Source organism: Streptomyces galbus, assembly GCF_005280195.1.
Classification (GTDB): domain Bacteria; phylum Actinomycetota; class Actinomycetes; order Streptomycetales; family Streptomycetaceae; genus Streptomyces; species Streptomyces galbus.
This window is the reverse complement of the sequence record NZ_SZPR01000033.1, coordinates 1-22775: the sequence shown is the minus strand read 5'-3', so window position 1 is coordinate 22775 and position 22775 is coordinate 1. Positions and strand designations below refer to the sequence as shown.

Genomic DNA, 22775 nt, shown 5'->3' with positions numbered 1-22775 from the left:
GTACTGCTTAGCAGCGACGATCTCACCGTCCGCGGCTATGTCTGCGCACGCCTGTGTGCACGCGTAGGGTTCACGAGGGAGGAGTAGACGCGAGCACCCTGCTCGTGTCGCACCCAGATAAGCCGCTCGTCGATACCAGGTACCCCAGTTCGGCTGGGGCAGATCTTCTCCGAGAGCACGTATGAAGCCTGAGCCCTTCTACGAGTGCCCTGGGGACGTGTCACACCACAGGACGGGGGATCGGTTGCCGTTCGGCTTGCCCTGCACAGCGGCCGAAGGCAGTGTCGTTGGTAACGGAATCAGCGTCGGTATTGGCACGCCGCCGTTGCCCATCAAGACTGCACAGACCGAAGAACCAGCGTTCCTATGGGGGTGTACCGATGAGCGACCTGCTGGACGCGGTGGACACGGCTCACAACAACATCGAGCGCCTCACCGATCCGGGTGCACTACGCGACGCCACGGAGCAAGTGATCACTGTCGCGCGCCAGTGCGGCGCCCAAGCGGTCCTTGCCGCCAGCCCCGTTGCCGAGCGCCTGGTCGGCGCACTCCTGTCTTCGTGCAGCGACTTGGTCAGCTTGTCCTCGCAGACAGCCGCAGCCTCACAGAACGTACTGATCGTGGACGTCAACCTTGCCAGCGGCACTTCGGTGGCACAGGCTGCCCGCCACGCCCGCAGCCACGGAGCACGACGTATCCATGCAGTCGTCCTCCATCAACTGACCGCGGTTGCAGCCCAGGCCGAGGACTGCGGCGTAGATGCGCTGGACGTCCTCGGAGAACGACCGCCGACCCGCTCGTCTTCTACGACAGATTCGGGTCTGTAGTAGATGCGGGCAAAGCCGTGAGGGCCGCAGCAGCGGCCGCCGAGCGCCTAGAGTCCAGCGCCTTACCACGTGCGAGCGCCTCCGCCTTGCTCAGGCCAAGCGCCTCGCCGACTTCCTTGCCGTTGCGGTACACAACCTGCTGGATCTTGTGATCACGGCACACGTACCCGAGAGCACCTTCGATCATGAGGCGATGACGGGGTGCCGCCTTGCGGTTCCCGGCGGGGCTAACGTCCGCGACGCAGATCACTACGGCGTTGGGGTTCAATGCCGAGAGCTTGCTACTGAGCATGCGCCCCAGGTCTTCAACCTGGTCGATGGCCTCCAACGCCGCCGTTCGAAGCTCACAGGCCTCCTGAATCTGGGGCTCGCCCCGCGACCCCCCGAGGACAACGCAGGTAACTACAGGGCCTCGCCCTGCCGCTGGAAAGCCCACACTGATCCCGAGTACCTCCATGCACAGCACTATAGAGTGACGGGCATGTCGGGAACGGTCATCGCCCAGGTCGGCAACCGCCAGGTCGGGAACCGCATCAGTGATCGCTACAAGGTGTTGGAACGCCTTGGGGGCGGGGCTGGTGGCCAGGTCTATCGGGTCGAGGACGAGCATCTGCGCACAGAGGTGGCGCTCAAGCTCTTCGAACCGCAGTCAGGTCAGCCAGCCACGTGGGACGAGGCCCAAGCGCTCAAGGAGCTGCAGAGCCAGTACCTCCTCCCCGTCTACAACGCCGACATCGCCAGCGGGACCGACATCCGCTACATCACGATGCCCGTCATGGACGGCGATCTTGAATCAGCTTCAGCACCGTTCGGCGTCGACATCGCTAAGGCGGTGCGCTGGGGCCAGCAACTCGGGCACGGACTTGAGCGCGTCCACGCCGCCGGCCTACTTCATCGCGACGTCAAACCAGGTAATGCGTTCGTCGACACCGGCAACAACGTCCTGCTGGGAGATCTTGGTTTTGCCGCGCGGATGGATGCCGACGGCTATACCGCCGCGAACGGAACATACGCCACCGTAGCTCCGGAAGTACTGAGTACAGGCAAATGCTCGGTGGCCTCAGACGTCTACTCGCTGGCTGCCACCATGTTCTACCTCCTGTCCGGGCAGTACCCGAACGGGCCGATAGCCCTGGGACGAGACGCCCGCAGGGAGCGAATTCTCCACGGTCAGTTCGACAAACTGCGCGATGTCGCCCCGTATGTCTCCCAGGGCCTCGGCAACGTCGTTGAACGAGGACTCTCCCTCGATCCAGTTGCTCGCCCCAGCAGCGCGCAAGCTCTCGCAAACCAACTCGCTCAATGTTCACGCCCTCACAGACCTTGGCGCCGCGTCACACCCCACGATGGTCACGACCAGTGCTTTGAAGGGGGCGCCACCAACAAGGTGAAGGCAGTCTCGGTCTGCGCGGTGCAGGACGCACGCGGCCGCTACAGCGTCGAGGTGCGCCACGAGACAGGTCGGCGAGCACGCCAGCACGAGAAGAGCGGAATCCAACAAGATAGCCTTCCTGCCGCATTGCGCACTGTGCTTCGCAACGTCTAGCTTGCCGCTCGCCTGCTGGCTGTGGCCGCACGCGCGGCCCCGAACTACGTGCCGCGTGTACCGGACGACATCACCTGCCGTACGAGCTTCTGTTTCCGAGCAGCTCTGCGTAGCGAAGCCAGCGCTTGACGTCAGTACCGGGCGATGACCTGTCGCAGGTCCGTGCCCAGGAGGTCCTCCAGCGCCTGGATGCTGGCTGGTGGTAGTGGCAGCTCGCATTCTGGGTCTGTGGTGACGAGGCTGTACCTGGCGAAACCCGCAGCCTCGACGTAGTCGAGGGCGTTCAAGTCCGTCTGGGCAGAGCAACAGGGCATCGTCATGGCGAGTGCATCGAAATAGCCGTCCGGAAGGGCTGCCGTGTCCATCGCGTCGCCCCACCAGTCTTCGATGTCGGAGCCGCATGCGGGGCACCGAACACCACACCAGTTCTCCCCGGGATCGATGAAGGCCGTGCCAGGGATGTCCCAAACGTCGTAACCGCCCAACGCCTCAGGAACCAGTTGCTGTAGCCGGGCTTGCGCAGCTTCGCTCGCAGCCGGTGCAGGCGAAAAGTGCGGGTCCTTGGGTATGAGGTGGAGCAGCGTGATGCTCACGCTGCCGACCAGCCGTCCAGCGAGACCTCCGAGCCGTCATTCAAGTACTGGTGGAGGGCACAGGCGGTGGTGTCAACGAAGGCTTCAGGGATGGCGTCGGTGTCGACCCAGCGAACCTGGGCGTGCTTGCGCGGTTCGCGGTTCTCGGGCTCGCCGGTCCATTCGTGGGCGGCGAACACGACCGTGAGGAAGCCGTTGGGGGCTTCGACGCCCCAGGCGCCGTGGATGATGTGGGCGACCTTGAGGGACTCGGGCTTCACCGTGAGGCCGGTCTCCTCGTAGAGCTCGCGGACGGCGGTCTCGGTGATGGGCTCGCCCGGTTCGCTCTTGCCGACGGGGAGGTCCCACCTGCCCTGGGCAAACTTGGCGTTCTCGCTGCGCTGCAGGAGGACAACGCGGTTGGTGGCCTTGTCGTGGACGATGACGGCCGCGACCAGCAGGGTCATCGATTCGAGCGCCGGCTTGAGGGCCTTCGGCTGGTCGTCGGTCTGCTGGGTCACGGTGTTCCCTTCGTCGGGCGGGTTGTTGGGCATGTTAGGCGAGGGCCTCGCGAGCGCGGCGGGCGAGATCGGCGGCGCCGGGCACTTTGCGGCGCTGGTAGACCGCGAGCGTGGAGCGGATTGAGGTGATCGCCTTACGGGTCCGGTCGGAGGTCATGCCCTCCATGAGGACCAGGGCCTGGGCCCAGGCGGCGACCGCCTCGTCGGCGCGGGCCTGGGCGGCGAGGCTGTCGCCGAGGTCTGCGTGGGTGAGGGCGTGGACACGCTTGTACTTGGCCGGGTCCCAGCGAGTGAGGGCGTCCCGGTGCTGCTGCTCGGTGCCGATGTGGTCTGCGAGGTCGGTCAGGGTGCGGGCGGTGTGGCTGGCCACGGTGCCGGCGGCGGGGCCACTGACGCGGGAGTAGCTGGGCTGGGGGCCGTCGTCCCGTAGGAGTGCGTCCTCAGCAGCAAGCAGGGCGCGCGCGGCCGACGAGTTCTCGTCGGTGGCTGCGTAGGCGCGGGCGTGGGTGATGTGGAGGAGGGCCTCGGTCTGGCCGTCGACGTGGCCGAGACCTGTGCGGAGGGCGCCTTCGACGAGGTCGACGCAGTGGTGGGGCTGCTTGAGGCTCAGGGCTTGGTGGGCGAGGGCGCGCATCATCCAGGCGGCGTGGCCGTGGGGGTCGGCTTCGCAGGCGAGCTTGTAGCCGACCTGGTAGTAGCGCTGGGCGGCGCCTTCCTGGCCGAGGTCGTGGTGCTTCCACCCTGCGAGGTAGGCGAGTTCGGCGACGGCGCCGAAGGCGGCCCGGCGTAAGGCTTCGCTGGGGAAGCGTCCGCGCAGCATGGGGGCGGCTGTGTCGGCGAGGTACGCGGTGACAGTGGTCAGGCCGTGCCCGCCGCCGAGGCGCTCGTCGGCAGCACTGAAGGCCGCGGTGATCTGCCGTACGACGTCCACGTCCTCCGCGCCGACCATGGACGTGCCGGTGCGGGCGCGGAGCATGCGGGCGGTGGCTTCGTGGTCGTATCCGAGCGGCATGGCAACGCCGGCGGTGGTGAAGGCCGCGATGGCTAGGAAGCGGCGGCGCTCGACGTCGGCGCGGCCCAGGTCGGTGGCGGCGAGGACAGGGTCGGATTCCGCCGGCGCTTCGTCAGCGCTGGTCTGGAGGCCGATCTCGGTTTGGGTGACCGTGCGCCCCGCTCGGCGGGACAGCGCCTCGGCCAGGTACTGACCTACCCGGCCGGACGGGGCACGGGTGCCGTTCACCCAGTGTGAGAGGGCCGACTTGTTGGTCTGGAGGATCTCGCCGTTCTCGGCGGCGATACGCCGCACGTCTCTGGCGAGAGCCTCGTAGGTGCAGTCGACCGCCTCAATGACGTCACGCAGACGGGAGTTGGGTTCTCTCTGCGCCGCCACGATCGCCTCCACTCCGGAGCTGTAAACCGCGTATACCGCTTCAACCGCCTTCCACCGTACCCACTGAGCGTGACCACCGGTTCACTTATCAGGAGCCGCCCGGAACGGCGCGACCGTGATCCAGGCTCCCCTTGGTCCGGGCGGCACCCCGAAGTTCCGTACGCCCACACCGGGCTCGGGCATTCCTGTGCCCGAACCCGGCCAATCAGAGACGGAGAACACGGTGACCACCATCGACACCACGGCCATCACAGTCGAGCTGCCCGAGGCGTTCGACCCGCGCTGGAGCCGCCTGCCCGGCATCCAGGTCGACGGCCGACGCATCACGATCGACCCGGCCGAGTACTTCTTCCGCTTCGAGTCGAACGCCTGGATCGTCGCCGACTGGGAGCTGGTCAAGTCCCAGCTCCTGGACGTGGACGAGACGACCGAGAGCGCGGTCGAGCAGCTCGCGCTCGACTTCATCAAGCACCACAGCGAGTCGACCCCCGACGCGGCCCGTGTCCTGGCCACCGCGTACGAGGTGTACGCGTACCTCTTCCGCGACGAGCACCTGGCCAGCCTCGGCCTGCCGCAGATCACCGCCGACCACCTGCGGATGCTCCGCGAGGCCGCCACGCTCATGGCGCTCAACAAGGTCGAGCTGGACGGGCACATCTCCAACGTCGGCCCGTGCTGGTTCTTCCCCGCCGCCACCTCCGTCGTCTTCGACCTGGACGACGAGATGGGCGGGATGCTCGACGAGGTCTACCACGGCGGCTGGTTCAACGAGCACCGCCGGATCGAGTCCATCAAGGCCCACGCCGCGCTCGGTGGCCGGCTCGTCCACGGCTGCCAGTCCGTGCCGGACCAGTCCGGCGGCGTGGTCGCGCCCTACGGTGCCTCGATGGCGAACTTCCGCGACGACCTCGCTGCGTTCAAGGCGGGCTGGATCGAGCAGGTCTACGCCCACCGTATGAACCCCGCCGCGTAACCCACCGCCCGATCAGGCTCCGGGGCGGGCCGGCATCCCTCGCCCGCCCCGGACGCCACCTTCTCCCCGGAGACCTCTCGTGACCATGAACCCCAGCGCCGAACTCCTCGACAGCCTGCTCACCGCGACCGGCCAGACCACCGCCGTACGGGAGGAGGTACGCGTGTGGTCCATGTCCGGCGTCGAGCGCGTCACCTTCCCCGACGGCTCCACGGCCATCTTCAAGTACGCCAAGAAGCCCTTCGACAGCGAGGACCAGGCCCTCCGCCTGGCCCACACCCTCGGCGTACCAGTCCCCCAGGTCCACGCCTCCGCCGTCCTGGACGGCTGGCTCGGCATGCTCATGGAGGACCTCGGACCGTCCGTACGCGAGGCCGACGACCTCGACGGCGTCGCCGCGGCCGTGGTCCTCCACGGCACCCGTACGGCTCCGCCCTTGCCCGTCCTCGATCAGAACCGGCTGCGGACGCTGCCGGCCAGGGCGCTGGAGCATCTCGAACGGCTGCGCAAGGCCGACCGGTGGCAGGACGCCGACGACGTCGAGGACGCGCTCGACCGGATCGCCCAGGCCGCCGAGGCCCGCTCGGCCGGAGCGACGCTGGAACCGTTCGGCTGGGTGCACTCCGAGTTCCACCCCACCAGCCTCCACATCGGCGAGCGCGGCTGGCGGCTGCTCGACTTCGCCCGCGCCTTCACCGGCCCCGGCCTGCTCGACCTCGCCAGCTGGCACGGCACCATCGATCCCCCGCACCCCGTGCGCCTGCGCGTCTTCCTGGAGCAGTACGTCACCGCCGGCGGCACCCCCGACGCCCTTGCCCCGCGCGGCGGGCTCACCGCCGAGAACTGGGCCCTGGGCTGGCACCGCATGTGGGCCGTCGAGTGGTTCATGGAGCAGTCCATCCGCTGGATCAACGACCCGGCCACCGACCCCGCCTACATCAAGGCCGTCCACCGCCACCTCACCGACGTCCTCCACCTCCTGGAGATCTGACGTGCTCGCCCAGGCATCCCCCTGTCACGCCCATGCACTCCAACGCACCGCCGCCGGACTCGCCGAACCCCTTTCCGTACCCGCACGGATGGAATGGACCACGAGACCCGGCCAAGGGCCCGGAGCCGAGATCCTCGGCCGCGACCTGCGCGGCAAGCGGCTCCTGGAGCTCGGCTGCGGCCCCGGCCACAACGCCGCCCACCTCGCCACCCGCCACGGCGCCCACGTCACCGGCGTCGACCTGGTCGGCCTCCAGGTCCGCCGCGCCCGCTCCCACTACGGACGGCTGAACACCCTCACCTTCGTCGCCGGCCACGCCCTGCACTACCTGCACGCCACCGACGATCAGTTCGACGCGATCTACTCCGTCTTCGGAGCCATCGGCCTCGTCGCCCCCGAGCTCCTGCTCCCGGCCATCGCCCAACGCCTCGCACCCGGACGAGTGCTCGCCTTCTCCATCCCGCACCCGCAGCGTGGTGGCCGAAGCCCCTCGGGCGACGACCGGCCTCGTCGCGACCACGTCACTCTTCCCGATCGCACCCGCCTACCCATCGCCCGCTGGGAGTTCTCCACGGACCGGTGGGAGAGGCACCTCAGCCAGGCGGGCTTCTGGCTCACCTCAGCCCAGGAGTTCCGCGACCCCCGCATGGGCCACTGGCCCACCACCCTGCTGATCCGCGCCCGCAAGCTCTGACATCCGCGTTCATCCGGCCTATGGAGGACCGATGCACCCGCCCTACCTGCTCCTCGACATCGACGGCGTCCTCATACCCTTCCCCGACGAACACGGCTCGGCCCCGGCCACCCACGCCCGCCACGACGTCGTCCCCACCGGCCGCAGCGCCGACAACCCGGTCACCGTCTGGCTTGACCCCGCCCACGGCCCCATGCTCATGGACGTGATCGGTACGGGTCTCGTCACGCCGGTCTGGTGCACCAGCTGGCGGCAGGACGCCGCCACCCTGATCGGACCGCTCCTCGACCTCCCCCCTCTGCCGCACGTCGACCTCCCCCGCCCGCAGATCACCACCAGCCACCCCAACGGCTACCTGTGGAAACGCGACCACGTCGACGCCTGGCTGGCAGACGCCCCCGCCGTCTGGATCGACGACGACTTCACCAGCCTCGACCACGCCTGGGCCGCAGAGCGCACCGCCCGCGGCGCGGCGACCCTCCTGATCCAACCCGATCCCCGTGCTGGGCTGCAGGCTGAACACGTGGTCGAGGCCTGGGCGTGGGCGGAGCGGCTGCTGGCCGTGCGGGCTGGTGCGACCGTTACTCCGAGCGAAACCGAAGCAGCCTGACACGTACCAAGTTCATCAAGCGCAGGTCCTACGAGCGAGGGTCCTTCGCTCTCCTGCGAACGCTCGTCTTTGCTCAGCCGCCGTGATCGTCAGAACGGCAGAATGAAGTCACCCCCGTCGACCAGCCCCGTTACAACTGGCGCGGCCGCAGGCCAGGCACCAGGAATCGCTTCGAGGGCAAGCTGGAGATCATCCTCCGTCCTGCCGATCACAACCAGATCCCTCCCCTGCGAACCGGGCTCCAGGCACAGCAGCAAACCAGGGGCAGAGAACCACCGAACGGGCCGTCCCATCGGCTCGAACCATGCCGGGTACGGCGGCAGCCCGATCGAGGTGAACTGCCTTTCCGAAGAAGCAACCACGTCGGGGGTTGCCTGACATGCACGTTGCTGGGTCCACCTAGCCATGGCGGCTTCGCTCAGGACGATTTCCACGCAAGCCAGGGATAGGCGATCGAGGAAGGGCCGCCGGCCGGCCGGAAGACGATCAGAGAACAAAACGACCGCCCGGCGACGTACAGAGCTGGGTCACCAGCCTGACCACCACGCACGGGCTGGCCGCCAGTACCTCACGGACGGTCTTCAACACGGTCAACGCCGTCTTCCGGGCAGCCGTCCGTGACCGGATGATCCCCCACAACCCGTGCGCCGAGGCGAAGCTGCCCTCGGTACCCCGGAAGAAGATCGTGCCACTGGCCGTCGAGCAGGTGCGGACGCTGTCCGAGGAGACACCCGCCCGCTACAAGGGCCTCGTGCTGCTCGGCGCGGCCACCGGGCTCCGCCCCGGCGAGCTGTTCGGTCTCCAGCTCCGGCATGTGGACTTGCCGTACGCGACCGTCTCGGTCGAGCAGCAGATCCAGCAGACCGCCAAGCACGGCGTGTACGTCTGCCCGCCCAAGACCGCTCGCTCGCACCGCACGGTCCCGCTCCCCCGCATGGCGGTGGATGCCGGTGGATGCGATGAAGGCCCACCTGCGGGACTTTCCCGCCGATGGGCCCGAGGGCTGGATCTTCACGGCACCGCAGGGCGGACCCGTGGTCTACACGCACTTCATGGACGCGTCCTGGCGGCCCGCCTGCGCGAAGGCCGGCATACCGAAGGGCACCGGACCCCACGCCCTCCGGCACCACTACGCCAGCCTGCTGATCAAGCACGGCGAGTCCGTGAAGACGGTCTCCGAGCGCCTCGGCCACACCAACGCGGCCATGACGCTGAACATCTACACCCACCTGTGGCCCGACTCCGAGGAGCGGACCCGGGCCGCCGTCGACAAGGCGTACGCGGACCAGTCCACCGACGCCCAGCCACCGGTCGACGAAGCGGCGTAACCGCTCCCCCGCGCGCCGACCGAAGTCAGCACGCTGCGGACTCTGTGCGGACCGAAAAGGCCGCCTAACCCGATCCGTCGCAGGTCAGACGGCCTTTCGCCGAACGTATTAGACGTTGAAGCGGAACTCCACCACGTCCCCGTCCTGCATCACGTACTCCTTGCCCTCCATGCGGGCCTTGCCCTTCGCGCGGGCCTCGGTGACCGAGCCGGACTCGACCAGGTCGTCGAAGGAGATGACCTCGGCCTTGATGAAGCCCTTCTGGAAGTCGGTGTGGATGACTCCCGCGGCCTCGGGGGCCGTCGCGCCCTTCTTGATGGTCCAGGCGCGGGACTCCTTGGGGCCGGCCGTGAGGTAGGTCTGCAGGCCCAGGGTGTCGAAGCCGACGCGTGCGAGGGTCGCGAGGCCGGGCTCGTGCTGGCCGACCGACTCCAGCAGCTCCAGCGCCTCCTCCTCGTCCAGCTCGGCGAGGTCCGCCTCCAGCTTGGCGTTCAGGAAGATCGCCTCGGCCGGGGCGACCAGGGCGCGCTGCTGGTCCTTGAAGTCCTCGTCGACCAGTTCGTCCTCGTCGACGTTGAAGACGTAGAGGAAGGGCTTCGTGGTCAGCAGGTGCAGGTCGTGGAGGAGCTCGGCGCGCTCGCTGCCCTGGAGGATGCCGTGGGCGAAGAGCGTGTCGCCCTTCTCCAGGATCTCCTTGGCCTCCTCGACGGCCTTGACCTTGGGCGCCACGTCCTTCTTGATCCGCGACTCCTTCTGGAGGCGGGGCAGCACCTTCTCGATCGTCTGCAGGTCGGCCAGGATCAGCTCGGTGTTGATCGTCTCGATGTCGTCCTTCGGCGAGACCTTGCCGTCGACGTGGACGACGTTCTCGTCCTTGAAGGCGCGGATGACCTGGCAGATCGCGTCGGACTCACGGATGTTCGCGAGGAACTTGTTGCCCAGGCCCTCGCCCTCCGAGGCGCCGCGCACGATGCCCGCGATGTCGACGAAGTCGACCGTCGCCGGCAGGACCCGCTCCGACTTGAAGATCTTCGCCAGCTCGGCCAGCCGCGGGTCGGGGACGCCGACCACGCCGACGTTCGGCTCGATCGTGGCGAACGGGTAGTTGGCCGCCAGCACGTCGTTCTTGGTCAGGGCGTTGAACAGGGTCGACTTGCCGACATTCGGCAGACCGACGATTCCGATCGTGAGCGACACGTTGCGACTTCCCGTATGTGGTGAGGGCCAGGGGGCCAGGGGACCGGCCGATCCACCAGTCTACGGCGTGCGCGCGCCCGGACCGGCGGAGCTGTCGAACGCTTGGCCACTGTCCCGCCGACGGCGTGTCCCGCGCCCCGTTCGGCATATGAGCAGACCTAGGTTGGAGCAGTGGAGCATGACGGAAGGCGCCCCTCACAGCAGCACGGAACACGGCCGGGCACCTCGCCCCTGCCGCCCCAGTCGGCCCGCGCGGCGGGCGGCGCCGGCAAGGGCGGGGGCAGGAGCGGAGGCAGGGCCGGACGCGGGGCGGGGGGTGGGAGCGGGGGCGAGGCACCGCCGCGGCCGTCGAGTTCGCTGGGGCGCCCGCGTGACTCCGCGCGGGCGGACGCGGCCGGACGAACGGACGGCTCCCCGCGCGGCGACGGCGCCGATGCCCCCGGTGGCTCTCCGGCCGGCCGGTCCCCCCGGCCCCGCCCGGCCCGGCGCACCCCCCGCTCCTTCCGCGGGTCCTCGTCCCGGCGCACCGGGACGCCCGGCGCCTCCGGGTCCGCTCCCCGGGCCGGCAAGCCCCCGCGGCCCCGCCCCGGCGGGACGACGCGGCAGTCCGCCGGGGGCGTACGGCCCCCCGTGCCCGCCGCCCCCGACCCGTCGCCGCGCCGGCCGTCCCACGCCCGGCTCACCGGTCTCGGGGCCGGACTCCTCGCAGTGGCGCTGATGCTCGCGCTCGGGTGCGTGGACCGGTGGCTGGGCGGGGCGTCGCTGACGGCGTACGGCGTGCTGTTCCTGCCGGTGTCCGTGCTGACCGCGCTGTGGGTGCGGCCGGGCGACCTGCGGGCCGCGCCGGTCGCCCTGCCGATCGCCTTCGCCGTGGGGCTGCTCCCCGTGGCCGACGGCGACGGCGGCCTCGGGTCGTACGCGATGGGCCTGCTGACCGCACTCGCCACGCAGGCCGCGTGGCTGTACGCCGGGACGCTGGTCGCCGCCCTGCTGGTGCTCGGGCGCCGGGTCGCCCTGGTCGCCGCCCACCGGCGGGCCAGGAACCGCCGTCAGCCGGCGGCCCCCTGAGCGGCCGGCCCGCGCGGGGGTGCCGCCGGCCGGGCCGAGCGGGCCCGCGGACTCACCCCTGGCTGTGCCCCTCCGCCTGCGCCGCCCGCATCGCCGCGCCCACGATCCCGGCGTTGTTCTGCAGCTCGGCCGGGACGATCTCGGCCCGGATGCCCTCGACGTGGGGCAGGAACTTGGCGGCCTTGCGGCTGACCCCGCCGCCGATGATGAACAGCTCGGGCGAGAAGAGCATCTCGACGTGGGCGAGGTACTTCTGGACGCGGTGCGCCCAGTGCTCCCAGCTCAGGTCCTCGTCCTCCTTGGCCTTGCTGGAGGCGCGCTTCTCCGCGTCGTGGCCGTGCAGTTCGAGGTGGCCCAGCTCGGTGTTGGGCACGAGGACGCCGTCGGTGAAGACGGCGCTGCCGATGCCGGTGCCGAAGGTGAGCAGGACGACGGTGCCCTTGCGGCCCTTGCCCGCGCCGAAGCTCATCTCGGCGATGCCCGCCGCGTCGGCGTCGTTGACGACCGTCACCGGGAGGCCGCCGAGCCGGTCGGCGAACAACGCGCGCGCGTCCGTGTCGATCCAGCCCTTGTCGACGTTGGCGGCGGTGCGGACCGTCGCCCCGCCGGTGACCACGCCCGGGAAGGTCAGTCCGACCGGCCCCGTCCAGCCGAAGTGCTCGACGACCTGCCGCACGCCGTCGGCCACGCCGTCGGGCGTGGCCGGGTGCGGGGTGAGCACTTTGAAACGCTCGGCCGCGAGGTCGCCCTTGTCCAGGTCCACAGGGGCGCCCTTGATTCCGGACCCGCCGATGTCCACACCGAAGATCTGCATGGCTCCACGTTACGACGGCCCACCGGCGGTCACGGCCGCCCCCGGGTCACTGCGCGGGGTCCGGCTCCGTCACGCCCGCGCCGCCGCGCTCGGCCACCAGCGTCGCCGCCTCCGCGCGCAGGTCGCGGCGCAGCTCCTTGGGGAGCGAGAAGGTGATGGACTCCTCGGCCGCCTTGACGATCTCCACGTCGCCGTAGCCGCGCTGGGCGAGCCACTCCAGGACCTGCTCGACCAGGACCTCCGGCACGGACGCGCCCGAGGTGACGCCGACCGTGGTGACGCCCTCCAGCCAGGCCTCGTCGATCTCGTCGGCGAAGTCGACCAGGTACGCGGCGCGCGCGCCCGCGAGCTTGGCGACCTCGACCAGCCGCTTGGAGTTGGAGGAGTTGCGGGAGCCGACCACGATGACCAGCTCGGCCTCCGCGCCCATCTGCTTGACGGCGAGCTGACGGTTCTGCGTGGCGTAGCAGATGTCGTCGCTGGGCGGCGAGATGAGCTGCGGGAACTTCTCCTTCAGGGCGTCGACCGTCTCCATGGTCTCGTCCACGGAGAGCGTGGTCTGGGAGAGCCAGACGACCTTGGAGGGGTCGCGGACCTCGACCTTGGCGACGTCCTCGGGGCCGTCGACGAGCTGGATGTGGTCGGGGGCCTCGCCGGACGTGCCGATGACCTCCTCGTGGCCCTCGTGCCCGATCAGCAGGATGTCGAAGTCGTCGTTGGCGAAGCGCACGGCCTCCTTGTGCACCTTCGTCACCAGCGGGCAGGTGGCGTCGATGGTGGCGAGCCGGCCGCGTGCGGCCTCCTCGTGGACGACGGGGGCGACGCCGTGCGCGGAGAACATCACGATGTTGCCCGGCGGCACCTCCTCCGTGCGCTCGACGAAGACGGCGCCCTTCTTCTCGAGGGTCTGCACGACGTACTTGTTGTGCACGATCTCGTGCCGGACGTAGACGGGGGCCCCGTACTGCTCGAGGGCCTTCTCGACGGCGATCACGGCGCGGTCCACACCGGCGCAGTAGCCACGGGGGGCGGCGAGCAGGACACGGCGGCCAGGCGAAGCGGTCATGGGTCCCATCGTAAGGCCGCGCCCCGGGGCCCGAAGATCTCCTGCCCCGGGCTGTCGGTGCCTGCCGTTACGCTCGCCGCATGGCTGTGAACACGTCCGCGGACGCCCCGCTGCCCGTCGGCGAGGTGTCGCGGCTCATCGGGGGGTGGATCGACCGGCTCGGCGCGATCTGGGTCGAGGGGCAGATCACCCAGTTGTCGCGGCGTCCGGGGGCGGGCGTGGTGTTCCTGACGCTGCGCGACCCGTCGTACGACATCTCCGTGAGCGTCACCTGCTACCGGCAGGTGTTCGACGCGGTCGCCGACATCGTGGGCGAGGGCGCGCGCGTGGTCGTGCACGCCAAGCCGGAGTGGTACGCCCCGCGCGGCCAGCTCTCGCTGAGGGCCGCCGAGATCCGGCCGGTGGGCATGGGCGAGCTGCTCGCGCGGCTGGAGCAGCTGAAGAAGTCGCTCGCCGCCGAGGGCCTGTTCGCGCCGGAGCGCAAGAAGCCGCTGCCGTTCCTGCCGCAGCTCGTCGGGCTGGTCTGCGGCCGGGCCTCGGCCGCCGAGCGGGACGTGCTGGAGAACGCCCGGCACCGCTGGCCGGCCGTCCGCTTCGAGGTGCGCAACGTCGCCGTGCAGGGCGTGCACGCGGTCCCGCAGGTCGTGCAGGCCGTGAAGGAGCTGGACGCGCTGGACGACGTGGACGTGATCATCGTCGCGCGCGGCGGGGGCAGCGTGGAGGACCTGCTGCCGTTCTCCGACGAGCAGCTCGTCCGCGCGGTCGCCGCGTGCCGTACGCCGGTGGTCTCGGCGATCGGGCACGAGCCCGACAGCCCGCTCCTCGACCACGTGGCGGACCTGCGCGCCTCCACCCCGACCGACGCGGCCAAGAAGGTCGTGCCGGACGTGGGCGAGGAGATGCAGCGCGTACGGGCCCTGCGGGACCGGGCGCGGCGGTGCGTGGGGGCGCTGGTGGACCGGGAGGAGCGCGGGCTCGCCCACGCGCTCGCGCGCCCGGCGATACAGGATCCGCACCGGATGATCGACGAGCGGGCCGACCACGTCGCCTCCCTCGTCGACCGCGGGCGGCGCTGCCTGGGCCACCTGCTGGACCGCGCCGAGTCGGAGCTGACGCACACGCACGCGCGGGTGGTGGCACTGTCCCCGGCGATGACGCTGCGGCGCGGGTACGCGGTGCTGCAGCGGGCCGACGGGCACGTGGTGCGCGACCCGGGCGAGGTGGCGGCGGACGAGGCGCTGCGCGCCCGGGTCGCCGAGGGCGAGTTCACGGTGCGGGTCGACGGGTGAGCGAGCCGATGAGGGACACGACGGACAGGGCGGATGACGGACAGGACGGGTCGATGACCGGCAAGGTGGACGAGGCGCTCGGCTACGAGCAGGCGCGCGACGAGCTGATCGAGGTCGTGCGGCGGCTGGAGGCGGGCGGGACGACCCTCGAGGAGTCCCTGGCGCTGTGGGAGCGCGGCGAGGAGCTGGCCAGGGTGTGCCGGCGCTGGCTGGAGGGCGCCCGAGCGCGGCTGGACGCGGCCCTCGCGGAGGAGGAGGCCGCGGAGGGGACGGACGAGACCGAGTAGGCCACCGCGGGGACCCGCGCGGGATCTCGCGTCCGGCACCGGGCTCGTCGCCCGTGCCCGCGAGGACCCGACCGCCGATCCCGGCAGCGCCGCGCCGGCCGGCGTGGGTGCGCCGGCTCTCGTGGACGAGGCCGGTGATGGGCCGGGCGGCGCGGGACAGCGCTTGGACCTCCCCGGCGGCGCCGTCCAGGGCGGTGTGCCCGCGTGGTCGGTGGGGGCCACGTACGCCGCGTCCACGTCGGCGTTGTCGATGTCGGTGGCGGCGCCGTCGGTGTGCTCGGCGTCGGCCGGCACGCTGCGCCACAGGACCACCTGATCGAGGTCAGGGGGATCTGGGGTGTGAGCGCACTCACATCACCCTCGGCGAAGGCCCGACCGGAGCATTTCGCCGACCAGGCGTGCCGCACGCCGTTCCGCCTTTCGTCGAAACCCCTACTCGGTACGTCCCCCACCCTTACGGGGTGGCGTTTAGGGGGCGGCTAAGGGTTCGGCAGTCCCCAGGGCGCTGCGTAACGTAACCGGCGTCGCGGCGCTCCCATCCCGGAGCAGCCGACATCCCGACGGAAGGGGCTGGCATGGATGCGTTGTCCGAGGCTCTCCTCACCGGGGCCGACCCGGCGACAATCGAGGAGGCCGAACTTCCGGACAGCTATCTGGCCGCACATCTGCGGATCGAAGACCTGAACATGTTCGACGGACTTTCCGACAGGGACGTCCAGAAGTCGCTGCACGTCGACCGTGTTCCCATGCCCGACCTCGCGCCGGACGAAGTGCTGGTGGCGGTGATGGCCAGTTCCATCAACTACAACACCGTCTGGTCCGCCACCTTCCAGCCCGTCCCCACCTTCGGTTTTCTGCAGCGGCTGGGCCGCGAGGGCGGCTGGGCGACGCGCCACGACCTGCCGTACCACGTCCTGGGCTCCGACGCGTCGGGCGTGGTGGTCCGGGCGGGCACCGGCGTGCGCAACTGGCGTCCCGGGGACCACGTGGTCGTCAGTTGTGTGCAGGTCGACGATCAGGAGCCCGCCACGCACGCCGACGGCATGCTCGGCGCCGGGCAGCGCATCTGGGGGTACGAGACCAACTTCGGCGGCCTGGCCCACTACGCCGTCGTCCGCGCCAGCCAGCTGCTGGCGAAGCCGGCCCACCTGACCTGGGAGGAGTCGGCGAGCATCCTGCTGACCGCCACCACCTCCTACCGCATGCTCATCAGCGACAAGGGCGCCCGGATCAAGCAGGGCGACATCGTCCTCATCTGGGGAGCGACCGGCGGGCTCGGGGCGTTCGCCGTGCAGCTGGTCAAGAATGCGGGCGGCATCCCCGTCGGCGTGGTGGGCTCGGAGGAAAAGGCAGCCCTTTCGCGCACGCTCGGCTGCGACGTCGTGATCAACCGGAACGAAATCGGTCTGGGCGGCGACGAACCCCTCACCCCGGAACGCACCATCCAACTCGGAAAGCGGCTCGGCCGGGCCATCAGGGCGGCGGTCGGAGAAGATCCGCATGTCGTCTTCGATTTCATCGGACAGGCGACCTTCGGCATTTCCGTATTCGTCGTGCGCCGAGGCGGAGTGGTCGTCACCTGCGGGTCGAGCACGGGTTATCAGCACCAGTTCGACAACCGTTATCTCTGGATGAACCTCAAGCGCATCGTCGGCAGTCACGCGGCCAATCTGCAGGAGCAGTGGGAGCTCAACCGACTGGTCAGGCTCGGCCGGCTGTCCCCCGTCCTGTCGGAGGTGTATCCGCTCTCCGAGGTGGCCGAGGCGGCCAGGCTCGTCCAGCGGAACCGGCACATCGGGAAGGTCGGCGTGCTGTGTCTGGCCCCGGAGGAAGGCCTCGGGGTGACCGACCCCGGCACCCGGGCCGCGCTGGGGGCGGAGCGGCTCAACCCACTGCGCGCCGGCCGGAAGGCGCTCGCGTCCCAGGAAAGGGCGGCATGAGGTGACAGGCACACGTACAGGGGTCATAGCGACCGGCTCCTACTTACCGAAGGACGAGGTCGACAACGAGGAGGTCGCCGCCCGCGTCGGCGTCACCGCCGAGTGGATCGAGCGCAAGACGCAGATCCTGTCCCGGCGTTACGCGGCGCCCCACGAAGCCACCTCGGACCTCGCCGTGCGGGCGGCCGAGCGGGCCCTGGAACAGGCCGGGCTGAGCGCGGACGCGATCGACCACCTGATCGTGTCGACGTCCACGGGCGACTTCCCGCAGCCGCCCACCTCGTATCTGGTGCAGGACACGCTCGGCGCGCGCCGGGCGGCCTGCTTCGACATCAACGTCGTCTGCAGCGGCTTCGTGTACGCGCTGGAGGTGGCGCGCGGCCTGGCGCTCAGCAGGCCGGACTGCCGCATCCTCGTCATCGGAGCCGACCTGTACTCACGGATCCTCGACTTCGGCGACCGACGCACGGCCGTCCTGTTCGCCGACGGCGCGGGAGCCGCCGTCCTCGGACCGGTCGACGAGCCGTACGGCATCATCGGCACCGATCTGGTCAGCCGCGGTGACGCCCACGACCTGATCCGGGTGGAGGCGGGCGGCAGCCGCAAGCCGGCCTCGGCCGCCACGGTCGCCGAGGGCGAGCACTACTTCAGGATGAACGGCCGCGGTGTGCGCGACTTCGTCGGCGAGCACGTTCCGCCGGCCCTGACCGCGCTGGCCGAACGGCTCGGTGTCGCGATGGACGAGGTGGACCACTTCGTGCCGCACCAGGCCAACGGTGTCATGCTCGGCGAGGTCGTCGAGCGGGCGGGTCTCACCGGCGCGCTCACGCACCGGACCCTGCAGAAGTACGGCAACGTCGGCAGCGCCTCCGTCCCGGTCGCCCTCGACGAGGCCAACCGGTCCGGTCTCCTCGCGCCCGGGGACCTGGTGCTGCTCGCCGGGTTCGGGGGCGGGATGTCCATCGGCGCCTCGCTGCTGCGCTGGGGCGTGCGCGCATGAGCGCCGCGCCGGCCGGGCACGGCATCGAACGGATCGGGGTCGTCGGCAGCGGCATCATGGGCGTCGGGATCGCGGAACTGTGCGCGAAGGCCGGCTGCGACGTGCGGGTCGCGGTCTCCTCCGACCGGTCCCTGCAGTCGGGTCCGGCCCGGGTGGCCCGCTCCCTGGACCGGGCCGTGACGAAGGGAAAGATCAGCGCCGAGCACCGTGACGCGGCACTGGCGCGCATCACGTTCACCCGCGACCTCGGCGAGCTCGGCGACCGTCAGCTGGTGGTCGAGGCGGTGAAGGAGGACGAGGCACTCAAGCTGGACCTGTTCTCCGCGCTGGACAAGATCGTCGAGTCCCCCGACGCGATCCTGGCGACCAACACCTCCTCGCTGTCCGTCGCGCGCCTGGCGGGCGCCACCAGCCGCCCTGGCAACGTCGTCGGACTGCACTTCTTCAACCCGGCCCCGGTGCTGCCCCTGGTCGAGATCGTCGACTCCATCATGACCGACCCGCAGGTCAGCATGCGCGCCGAAGACTTCGTGGTGGGCCGGCTGGGCAAGTCCGCCGTCAAGTCCCCCGACCGCGCCGGGTTCCTGGTCAACGCCCTGCTGTTCCCCTACCTGTTGTCCGCCATCCGCATGGTCGACGCGGGTCTGGTCACCGCCGAGGTCGTCGACCGGGGCATGACCCTCGGCTGCTCGCATCCGCTGGGCCCGCTGCAACTGGTCGATCTGATCGGGCTCGACACCACGGTGGCCATCGCCGAGGCGATGTACGGGGAGTTCAAGGAGCCCTTGTACGCGCCGCCCGCGCTGCTGCTGCGCATGGTCGAGGCCGGGCTGCTCGGCAAGAAGTCCGGCCGCGGTTTCTACGTGTACGCGTAGCCGCCCCGTCCCCGCGGTCGCGGTGGGACAGCCCCGGCTGGCGCCGCCCGCATCACCTCACGCACGTCCGCGCGTCGCGGTCCCACATCGCCGCGCGCCGCTGCCGCCGACAGGGAGAGCGAAGAAGATGGCCATCCGTCCCGGATCAGACCGTCCGCAGGGGTCCTCGGTACCGGACGACGCAATCGCCGTGGTGGGCCTCGCCTGCCGCTTCCCCGGCGCCGAGGACCCGGACGCCTTCTGGCGGCTGCTGACCGACGGCGACGAGGCCGTCGGCCCGGTCCCCGCCGGCCGCCCCGGGCTGCCGGCCGGCACCGGTGTGCGCCCGGCCGGGTTCCTGGACGGCGTCGACGGCTTCGAGGCCGAGTTCTTCGGCGTCTCCCCGCGCGAGGCGAGCGCCATGGACCCCCAGCAGCGACTGGTGCTGGAACTGGGCTGGGAGGCGCTGGAGAACGCGGGCATCGTCCCGGGCACCCTGCGCGACACCCCGGCCGGCGTGTTCATCGGGGCGATCTGGGACGACTACGCCAAGTTGGTCCACCAGTACGGCTCCGACGCGGTCGGTCATCACACCATCACCGGCACCAGCCGCGGCGTCATCGCCAACCGGCTCTCGTACACGCTGGGCCTGCAGGGTCCGAGCCTGCTGGTGGACACCGGCCAGTCCTCGTCCCTGGTGGCCGTCCATCTGGCCTGCGAGAGCCTGCGCAAGGGCGAGTCGGCCGTGGCGCTCGCCGGTGGGGTGAGCCTGAACCTCGCCCCGGAGGGGTTCACCATCGCGGAGCAGTTCGGCGCGCTCTCCCCGCAGGGGCGGACGTACACCTTCGACGAACGGGCCTCGGGGTACGTACGCGGTGAGGGCGGCGGCGTGGTCGTCCTGAAGACGCTGCGGCAGGCCATGGCGGACGGCGACCACGTCCACTGCCTCGTGCGCGGCGGAGCCGTGAACAACGACGGCGGCGGCGGCGCGCTCACCGCTCCCAGGGGATCGGCGCAGGAGGACGTCCTGCGGCGCGCCCTGGCCGCGGCCGATGTGGCACCGTCCGAGGTGCGGTTCGTGGAGCTGCACGGGACCGGGACCCCGGTCGGCGACCCCGTCGAGGCGGCGGCCCTCGGCTCGGTGCTCGGTGCCGGACGGACCGCCGGCGAACCCCTGCTCGTGGGCTCCGTGAAGACCAACATCGGGCACCTGGAAGGCGCCGCCGGTATCGCCGGTCTGATCAAGGCGGCCCTGTCCCTGCGCGCCGGGATTCTTCCGCCCAGCCTGCACTTCGCCCGGCCCAACCCGGCGATCGCCTTCGACGAACTGCGACTCGCCGTCGCCACCCGGCCCACACCACTGCGGGACGAGGACGACGGGCCTGTCCTCGCAGGAGTCAGCTCGTTCGGCATGGGCGGCACCAACTGCCACCTCGTGCTGTCCGACTGGCGCGCGCCGCACGAGGACACCCCCGCGCCGGACTCGCCGGTGCTCGTGCCCCTGTCGGCGCGCACCGAGCAGGCGCTGCGCGCCCAGGCCGGCCGGCTGGCCCGCCGACTGCGTGACCGTCCCGCGCTCACGCCCGCGGACGTGGCGCACTCGCTGGCCACCACGCGCACGCACTTCAAGCAGCGCGCGGTGCTGCTCCCCGACGACCGGGACGCTCTGCTGGCCTCGTTGGAGGCGCTGGCGGAGGACCGGCCGGTGCCCGGCCTGGTCCGCGGGACAGCGGGTGAGGCCGCCGTCGCCTTCCTGTTCACCGGTCAGGGCAGCCAGCGCCCCGGCATGGGGCGGGAACTCCACGAGCGGTACCCCGTGTTCGCCCGGGCCCTGGACGAGGTGTGCGCCGGGCTCGACACCGAACTCGAACAGCCGCTGCGGGAGGTGATGTTCGCCGGGGAGGACTCGCCGGAGGCCGACCTGCTGGACCTCACCCGGTACACGCAGCCCGCCCTCTTCGCCTACGAGGTGGCCCTGTACCGGCTGCTGGAGCACTTCGGCGTCACCCCCGCCGTCGTCCTCGGCCACTCGGTCGGTGAACTGGCCGCGGCGCACGTCGCGGGCGTGCTGTCGCTGGAGGACGCCTGCGCCTTGGTGGCCGCCCGCGGCCGGCTGATGCAGGAACTCCCGGCGGGCGGCGCCATGGTGTCGCTGCAGGCCTCGGCGCAGGAGGTCGCGGCCACCCTGAGCGGGCGGGAGCACCAGGTGGCGGTGGCCGCCGCGAACGGCCCGCTGTCCACGGTCGTCGCCGGCGACGAGGACGCGGTCCTGGACGTCGCGCGGCACTGGGCGGAGCGGGGCCGCAAGACCAGGCGGCTGAAGGTCAGCCACGCCTTCCACTCGCCCCGTATGGACCCGATGCTCGACGCGTTCGGCGAGGTCGCGCGCACCCTGACCTACCACGCGCCGCGGATCACGGTCGTGTCCGATCTGACCGGCCGCCCGGTGACCGCCGAGGAGATCGGGACGGCCGAGTACTGGGTGCGTCACGCGCGCGCCGCCGTGCGGTTCCTGGACGGTATGCGCGCCGTGGAGGAGACCGGCGTCCGCACCTACCTCGAGATCGGTCCGGACGCCGTCCTCGCGGCGATGGGACCCGACTGCCTCACCGGGGACGCCCGGTTCGTCGCGGCGGCACGGCGGTCGCGCGCCGAGGTCCCGGCCCTGTCCGCGGCCCTGGCCGAGCTGCACGTCCAAGGCGTGCCCCTCGACTGGGGTCAGGTGGCGCCCGGACGCCGAGTCGAGCTGCCGACGTACGCCTTCCAGCGCTCGTCGTACTGGCTGTCCGCGCCGTCGGGCCGGTCCGACGTGGTGCCCCCTGGCGCCGCCGACCTGCCGACGCGGGAGCACGAGGAGGAGCCCGCCGCTTCCGGCCCCGGCACGGAGGGCGTCACCGTCGACGTCCCGGCGGGCCGGCTCGCCGCTCTGGACGAGCGCGAACGGGTGCGAGCCCTCACGGACCTGGTCCGGCAGGAGATCGCCGCAGTGCTGGAGCACGCCTCGCCGGACGCCGTCGACATGGACCTGACGTTCCAGGAGCTCGGCTTCGACTCGCTCACCGGCGTCGAGCTGCGGGAGCGGATCACCGCGGTCTCGGGGGTACGCGTGCCGCCCACCTTGATCTTCGATCATCCGACCGGGCGGGCGGTGGTCCGGTACCTGCTGGCGGAGCTGTCCGGCGACCCGGCCGCCACGCCCGCCCGGGCCGCCGTCCCGGCCGGGAGCGCCGACGACCCGGTCGTCATCGTGGGCATGAGCGGCCGCTTCCCCGGCGGGATCGACACCCCGGAGCAGCTGTGGGACCTGGTCGCGGCGGGGGGCGAGGCCATCTCGGAGTTCCCGGACGACCGGGGCTGGGACCTGGACGCGCTGTACGACCCGGACGGGGAACGCGCCGGCACGTCGTACACCCGGCGCGGGGGCTTCCTCGCGGGAGCGGCGGAGTTCGACGCGGAGTTCTTCGGGATCTCCCCCCGTGAGGCGCTCGCCATGGACCCGCAGCAGCGGCTGTACCTGGAGGCGACGTGGGAGGCGCTGGAGCGGGCCGGCATCGACCCGACGAGCCTGCGCGGCAGCTCCACCGGCGTCTACGCGGGCATGTTCGGTTTCCGCGCGGAGGGCGGTCCGGGCGGCGGGGCCGAGGGCCAGCGCATGACGGGGTCCGCGGCGAGTGTGCTGTCGGGGCGGGTGTCCTACACGTTCGGTCTCGAGGGGCCGGCGGTCACCGTCGACACCGCCTGCTCCTCCTCCCTGGTCGCCCTGCACCTCGCCGTGCAGGCCCTGCACCAGGGCGAGTGCTCACTCGCA

Annotated in this window: 24 protein-coding genes; 15 read left to right on the top strand and 9 right to left on the bottom strand. The window is 70.9% G+C overall.

The genetic code is table 11. The features are described 5' to 3' along the window. Positions 1–380: 380 nt before the first annotated feature. On the top strand, positions 381–827 hold the full coding sequence (locus tag E4U92_RS32215) for a phosphoribosyltransferase (RefSeq protein ID WP_137303977.1): 447 nt from the start codon (positions 381–383) through the stop codon (positions 825–827). On the opposite strand, the gene E4U92_RS36095 is transcribed toward E4U92_RS32215, so the two are convergent. Next, complete coding sequence (locus tag E4U92_RS36095; protein ID WP_168725240.1) at positions 805–1284, bottom strand: hypothetical protein; 480 nt, start codon at positions 1282–1284, stop codon at positions 805–807. The genes E4U92_RS32215 and E4U92_RS36095 overlap by 23 nt on opposite strands. A 24-nt stretch (positions 1285–1308) precedes the next feature. Between E4U92_RS36095 and E4U92_RS32210 the strand changes: the two genes are divergently transcribed. After that, the gene (locus E4U92_RS32210; protein ID WP_168725239.1) at positions 1309–2373 is read left to right on the top strand and encodes a serine/threonine-protein kinase; all 1065 of its coding nucleotides are present in this window, start codon (positions 1309–1311) and stop codon (positions 2371–2373) included. A gap of 131 nt (positions 2374–2504) precedes the next feature. On the opposite strand, the gene E4U92_RS32205 is transcribed toward E4U92_RS32210, so the two are convergent. The 3 genes from E4U92_RS32205 to E4U92_RS32195 are packed head-to-tail and all read right to left on the bottom strand — an operon-like array spanning position 2505 to position 4856. Beyond that, positions 2505–2966, bottom strand: a complete 462-nt coding sequence (locus E4U92_RS32205; RefSeq protein ID WP_137303975.1) for a hypothetical protein — start codon at positions 2964–2966, stop codon at positions 2505–2507. Next, positions 2963–3499 (bottom strand): NUDIX domain-containing protein, encoded by a 537-nt coding sequence (locus tag E4U92_RS32200; RefSeq protein WP_137303974.1) that lies wholly within the window; start codon positions 3497–3499, stop codon positions 2963–2965. Before E4U92_RS32200 ends, E4U92_RS32205 begins: the two co-directional genes overlap by 4 nt. Before the next feature lies 1 nt (position 3500). Beyond that, a complete protein-coding gene (locus E4U92_RS32195; protein WP_137303973.1) occupies positions 3501–4856 on the bottom strand; it encodes an NsdA family TPR-like regulatory protein in 1356 nt (451 codons plus the stop codon). Between the two features lie 223 nt (positions 4857–5079). On the opposite strand from E4U92_RS32195, the gene E4U92_RS32190 reads away from it, so the two are divergent. The 4 genes from E4U92_RS32190 (at position 5080) to E4U92_RS32175 (ending at position 8124) form a co-directional block, all read left to right on the top strand. After that, a complete protein-coding gene (locus tag E4U92_RS32190) occupies positions 5080–5829 on the top strand; it encodes a hypothetical protein (protein WP_137303972.1) in 750 nt (249 codons plus the stop codon). A 79-nt stretch (positions 5830–5908) separates the two neighbouring features. Then, positions 5909–6820 (top strand): phosphotransferase family protein, encoded by a 912-nt coding sequence (locus tag E4U92_RS32185; RefSeq protein WP_137303971.1) that lies wholly within the window; start codon positions 5909–5911, stop codon positions 6818–6820. A gap of 1 nt (position 6821) precedes the next feature. Next, entirely contained in the window at positions 6822–7514 is a 693-nt protein-coding gene (locus E4U92_RS32180; RefSeq protein WP_137303970.1) for a class I SAM-dependent methyltransferase, read from the top strand. Between the two features lie 31 nt (positions 7515–7545). Further along, positions 7546–8124, top strand: coding sequence for an HAD domain-containing protein (locus tag E4U92_RS32175; protein WP_137303969.1), 579 nt, complete (start codon positions 7546–7548; stop codon positions 8122–8124). A gap of 89 nt (positions 8125–8213) precedes the next feature. On the opposite strand, the gene E4U92_RS32170 is transcribed toward E4U92_RS32175, so the two are convergent. Next, the gene (locus E4U92_RS32170; RefSeq protein WP_229863638.1) at positions 8214–8558 is read right to left on the bottom strand and encodes a hypothetical protein; all 345 of its coding nucleotides are present in this window, start codon (positions 8556–8558) and stop codon (positions 8214–8216) included. A 134-nt stretch (positions 8559–8692) separates the two neighbouring features. Beyond that, a complete protein-coding gene (locus tag E4U92_RS36895; protein WP_229863640.1) occupies positions 8693–8938 on the bottom strand; it encodes a hypothetical protein in 246 nt (81 codons plus the stop codon). Between the two features lie 145 nt (positions 8939–9083). Between E4U92_RS36895 and E4U92_RS36890 the strand changes: the two genes are divergently transcribed. After that, positions 9084–9452 (top strand): tyrosine-type recombinase/integrase, encoded by a 369-nt coding sequence (locus E4U92_RS36890; protein WP_229863644.1) that lies wholly within the window; start codon positions 9084–9086, stop codon positions 9450–9452. 108 nt (positions 9453–9560) lie between these two features. On the opposite strand, the gene ychF is transcribed toward E4U92_RS36890, so the two are convergent. Then, complete coding sequence (gene ychF / locus E4U92_RS32160) at positions 9561–10649, bottom strand: redox-regulated ATPase YchF (protein ID WP_137303968.1); 1089 nt, start codon at positions 10647–10649, stop codon at positions 9561–9563. A 630-nt stretch (positions 10650–11279) separates the two neighbouring features. On the opposite strand from ychF, the gene E4U92_RS32155 reads away from it, so the two are divergent. Continuing rightward, the gene (locus E4U92_RS32155; RefSeq protein WP_168374994.1) at positions 11280–11717 is read left to right on the top strand and encodes a DUF6542 domain-containing protein; all 438 of its coding nucleotides are present in this window, start codon (positions 11280–11282) and stop codon (positions 11715–11717) included. Between the two features lie 52 nt (positions 11718–11769). Here the strand turns inward: E4U92_RS32155 and ppgK are convergent, their stop codons facing one another. Both ppgK and E4U92_RS32145 read right to left on the bottom strand, forming a co-directional pair. Beyond that, positions 11770–12531, bottom strand: coding sequence for a polyphosphate--glucose phosphotransferase (gene ppgK, locus E4U92_RS32150; protein ID WP_137303967.1), 762 nt, complete (start codon positions 12529–12531; stop codon positions 11770–11772). A gap of 46 nt (positions 12532–12577) precedes the next feature. Further along, the gene (locus E4U92_RS32145; RefSeq protein ID WP_137303966.1) at positions 12578–13606 is read right to left on the bottom strand and encodes a 4-hydroxy-3-methylbut-2-enyl diphosphate reductase; all 1029 of its coding nucleotides are present in this window, start codon (positions 13604–13606) and stop codon (positions 12578–12580) included. Positions 13607–13677: 71 nt separating this feature from the next. On the opposite strand from E4U92_RS32145, the gene xseA reads away from it, so the two are divergent. The 7 genes from xseA to E4U92_RS32115 all read left to right on the top strand — a co-directional run. Beyond that, a complete protein-coding gene (xseA, locus tag E4U92_RS32140; RefSeq protein WP_137303965.1) occupies positions 13678–14886 on the top strand; it encodes an exodeoxyribonuclease VII large subunit in 1209 nt (402 codons plus the stop codon). A gap of 53 nt (positions 14887–14939) precedes the next feature. After that, on the top strand, positions 14940–15173 hold the full coding sequence (locus E4U92_RS32135) for an exodeoxyribonuclease VII small subunit (RefSeq protein ID WP_137303964.1): 234 nt from the start codon (positions 14940–14942) through the stop codon (positions 15171–15173). 163 nt (positions 15174–15336) lie between these two features. Next, on the top strand, positions 15337–15489 hold the full coding sequence (locus E4U92_RS36090) for a hypothetical protein (protein WP_168725238.1): 153 nt from the start codon (positions 15337–15339) through the stop codon (positions 15487–15489). Positions 15490–15748: 259 nt separating this feature from the next. Next, positions 15749–17113, top strand: a complete 1365-nt coding sequence (gene ccrA / locus E4U92_RS32130; protein WP_137303963.1) for a crotonyl-CoA carboxylase/reductase — start codon at positions 15749–15751, stop codon at positions 17111–17113. Position 17114: 1 nt separating this feature from the next. Further along, a complete protein-coding gene (locus E4U92_RS32125; RefSeq protein ID WP_137303962.1) occupies positions 17115–18113 on the top strand; it encodes a 3-oxoacyl-ACP synthase III family protein in 999 nt (332 codons plus the stop codon). After that, a complete protein-coding gene (locus tag E4U92_RS32120) occupies positions 18110–18988 on the top strand; it encodes a 3-hydroxybutyryl-CoA dehydrogenase (RefSeq protein ID WP_137303961.1) in 879 nt (292 codons plus the stop codon). Before E4U92_RS32125 ends, E4U92_RS32120 begins: the two co-directional genes overlap by 4 nt. A gap of 127 nt (positions 18989–19115) precedes the next feature. Next, positions 19116–22775: type I polyketide synthase (locus E4U92_RS32115; RefSeq protein ID WP_137303960.1), on the top strand; the 3660-nt coding region annotated here is incomplete at its 3' end.

What these genes read in the sequence shown, in the direction of transcription:
- E4U92_RS32175 (WP_137303969.1), top strand. Translation starts at nt 7,546, where the DNA reads ATGCACCCGCCCTACCTGCTCCTCGACATCGACGGCGTCCTCATACCC.
- E4U92_RS36095 (WP_168725240.1), bottom strand. Translation starts at nt 1,284, where the DNA reads ATGGAGGTACTCGGGATCAGTGTGGGCTTTCCAGCGGCAGGGCGAGGC.
- xseA (WP_137303965.1), top strand. Translation starts at nt 13,678, where the DNA reads ATGGCTGTGAACACGTCCGCGGACGCCCCGCTGCCCGTCGGCGAGGTG.
- E4U92_RS36890 (WP_229863644.1), top strand. Translation starts at nt 9,084, where the DNA reads ATGAAGGCCCACCTGCGGGACTTTCCCGCCGATGGGCCCGAGGGCTGG.
- E4U92_RS32120 (WP_137303961.1), top strand. Translation starts at nt 18,110, where the DNA reads ATGAGCGCCGCGCCGGCCGGGCACGGCATCGAACGGATCGGGGTCGTC.
- E4U92_RS36895 (WP_229863640.1), bottom strand. Translation starts at nt 8,938, where the DNA reads ATGCCGGAGCTGGAGACCGAACAGCTCGCCGGGGCGGAGCCCGGTGGC.
- E4U92_RS32135 (WP_137303964.1), top strand. Translation starts at nt 14,940, where the DNA reads ATGACCGGCAAGGTGGACGAGGCGCTCGGCTACGAGCAGGCGCGCGAC.
- E4U92_RS32145 (WP_137303966.1), bottom strand. Translation starts at nt 13,606, where the DNA reads ATGGGACCCATGACCGCTTCGCCTGGCCGCCGTGTCCTGCTCGCCGCC.
- E4U92_RS32200 (WP_137303974.1), bottom strand. Translation starts at nt 3,499, where the DNA reads ATGCCCAACAACCCGCCCGACGAAGGGAACACCGTGACCCAGCAGACC.
- ppgK (WP_137303967.1), bottom strand. Translation starts at nt 12,531, where the DNA reads ATGCAGATCTTCGGTGTGGACATCGGCGGGTCCGGAATCAAGGGCGCC.
- E4U92_RS32215 (WP_137303977.1), top strand. Translation starts at nt 381, where the DNA reads ATGAGCGACCTGCTGGACGCGGTGGACACGGCTCACAACAACATCGAG.
- E4U92_RS32210 (WP_168725239.1), top strand. Translation starts at nt 1,309, where the DNA reads ATGTCGGGAACGGTCATCGCCCAGGTCGGCAACCGCCAGGTCGGGAAC.
- ccrA (WP_137303963.1), top strand. Translation starts at nt 15,749, where the DNA reads ATGGATGCGTTGTCCGAGGCTCTCCTCACCGGGGCCGACCCGGCGACA.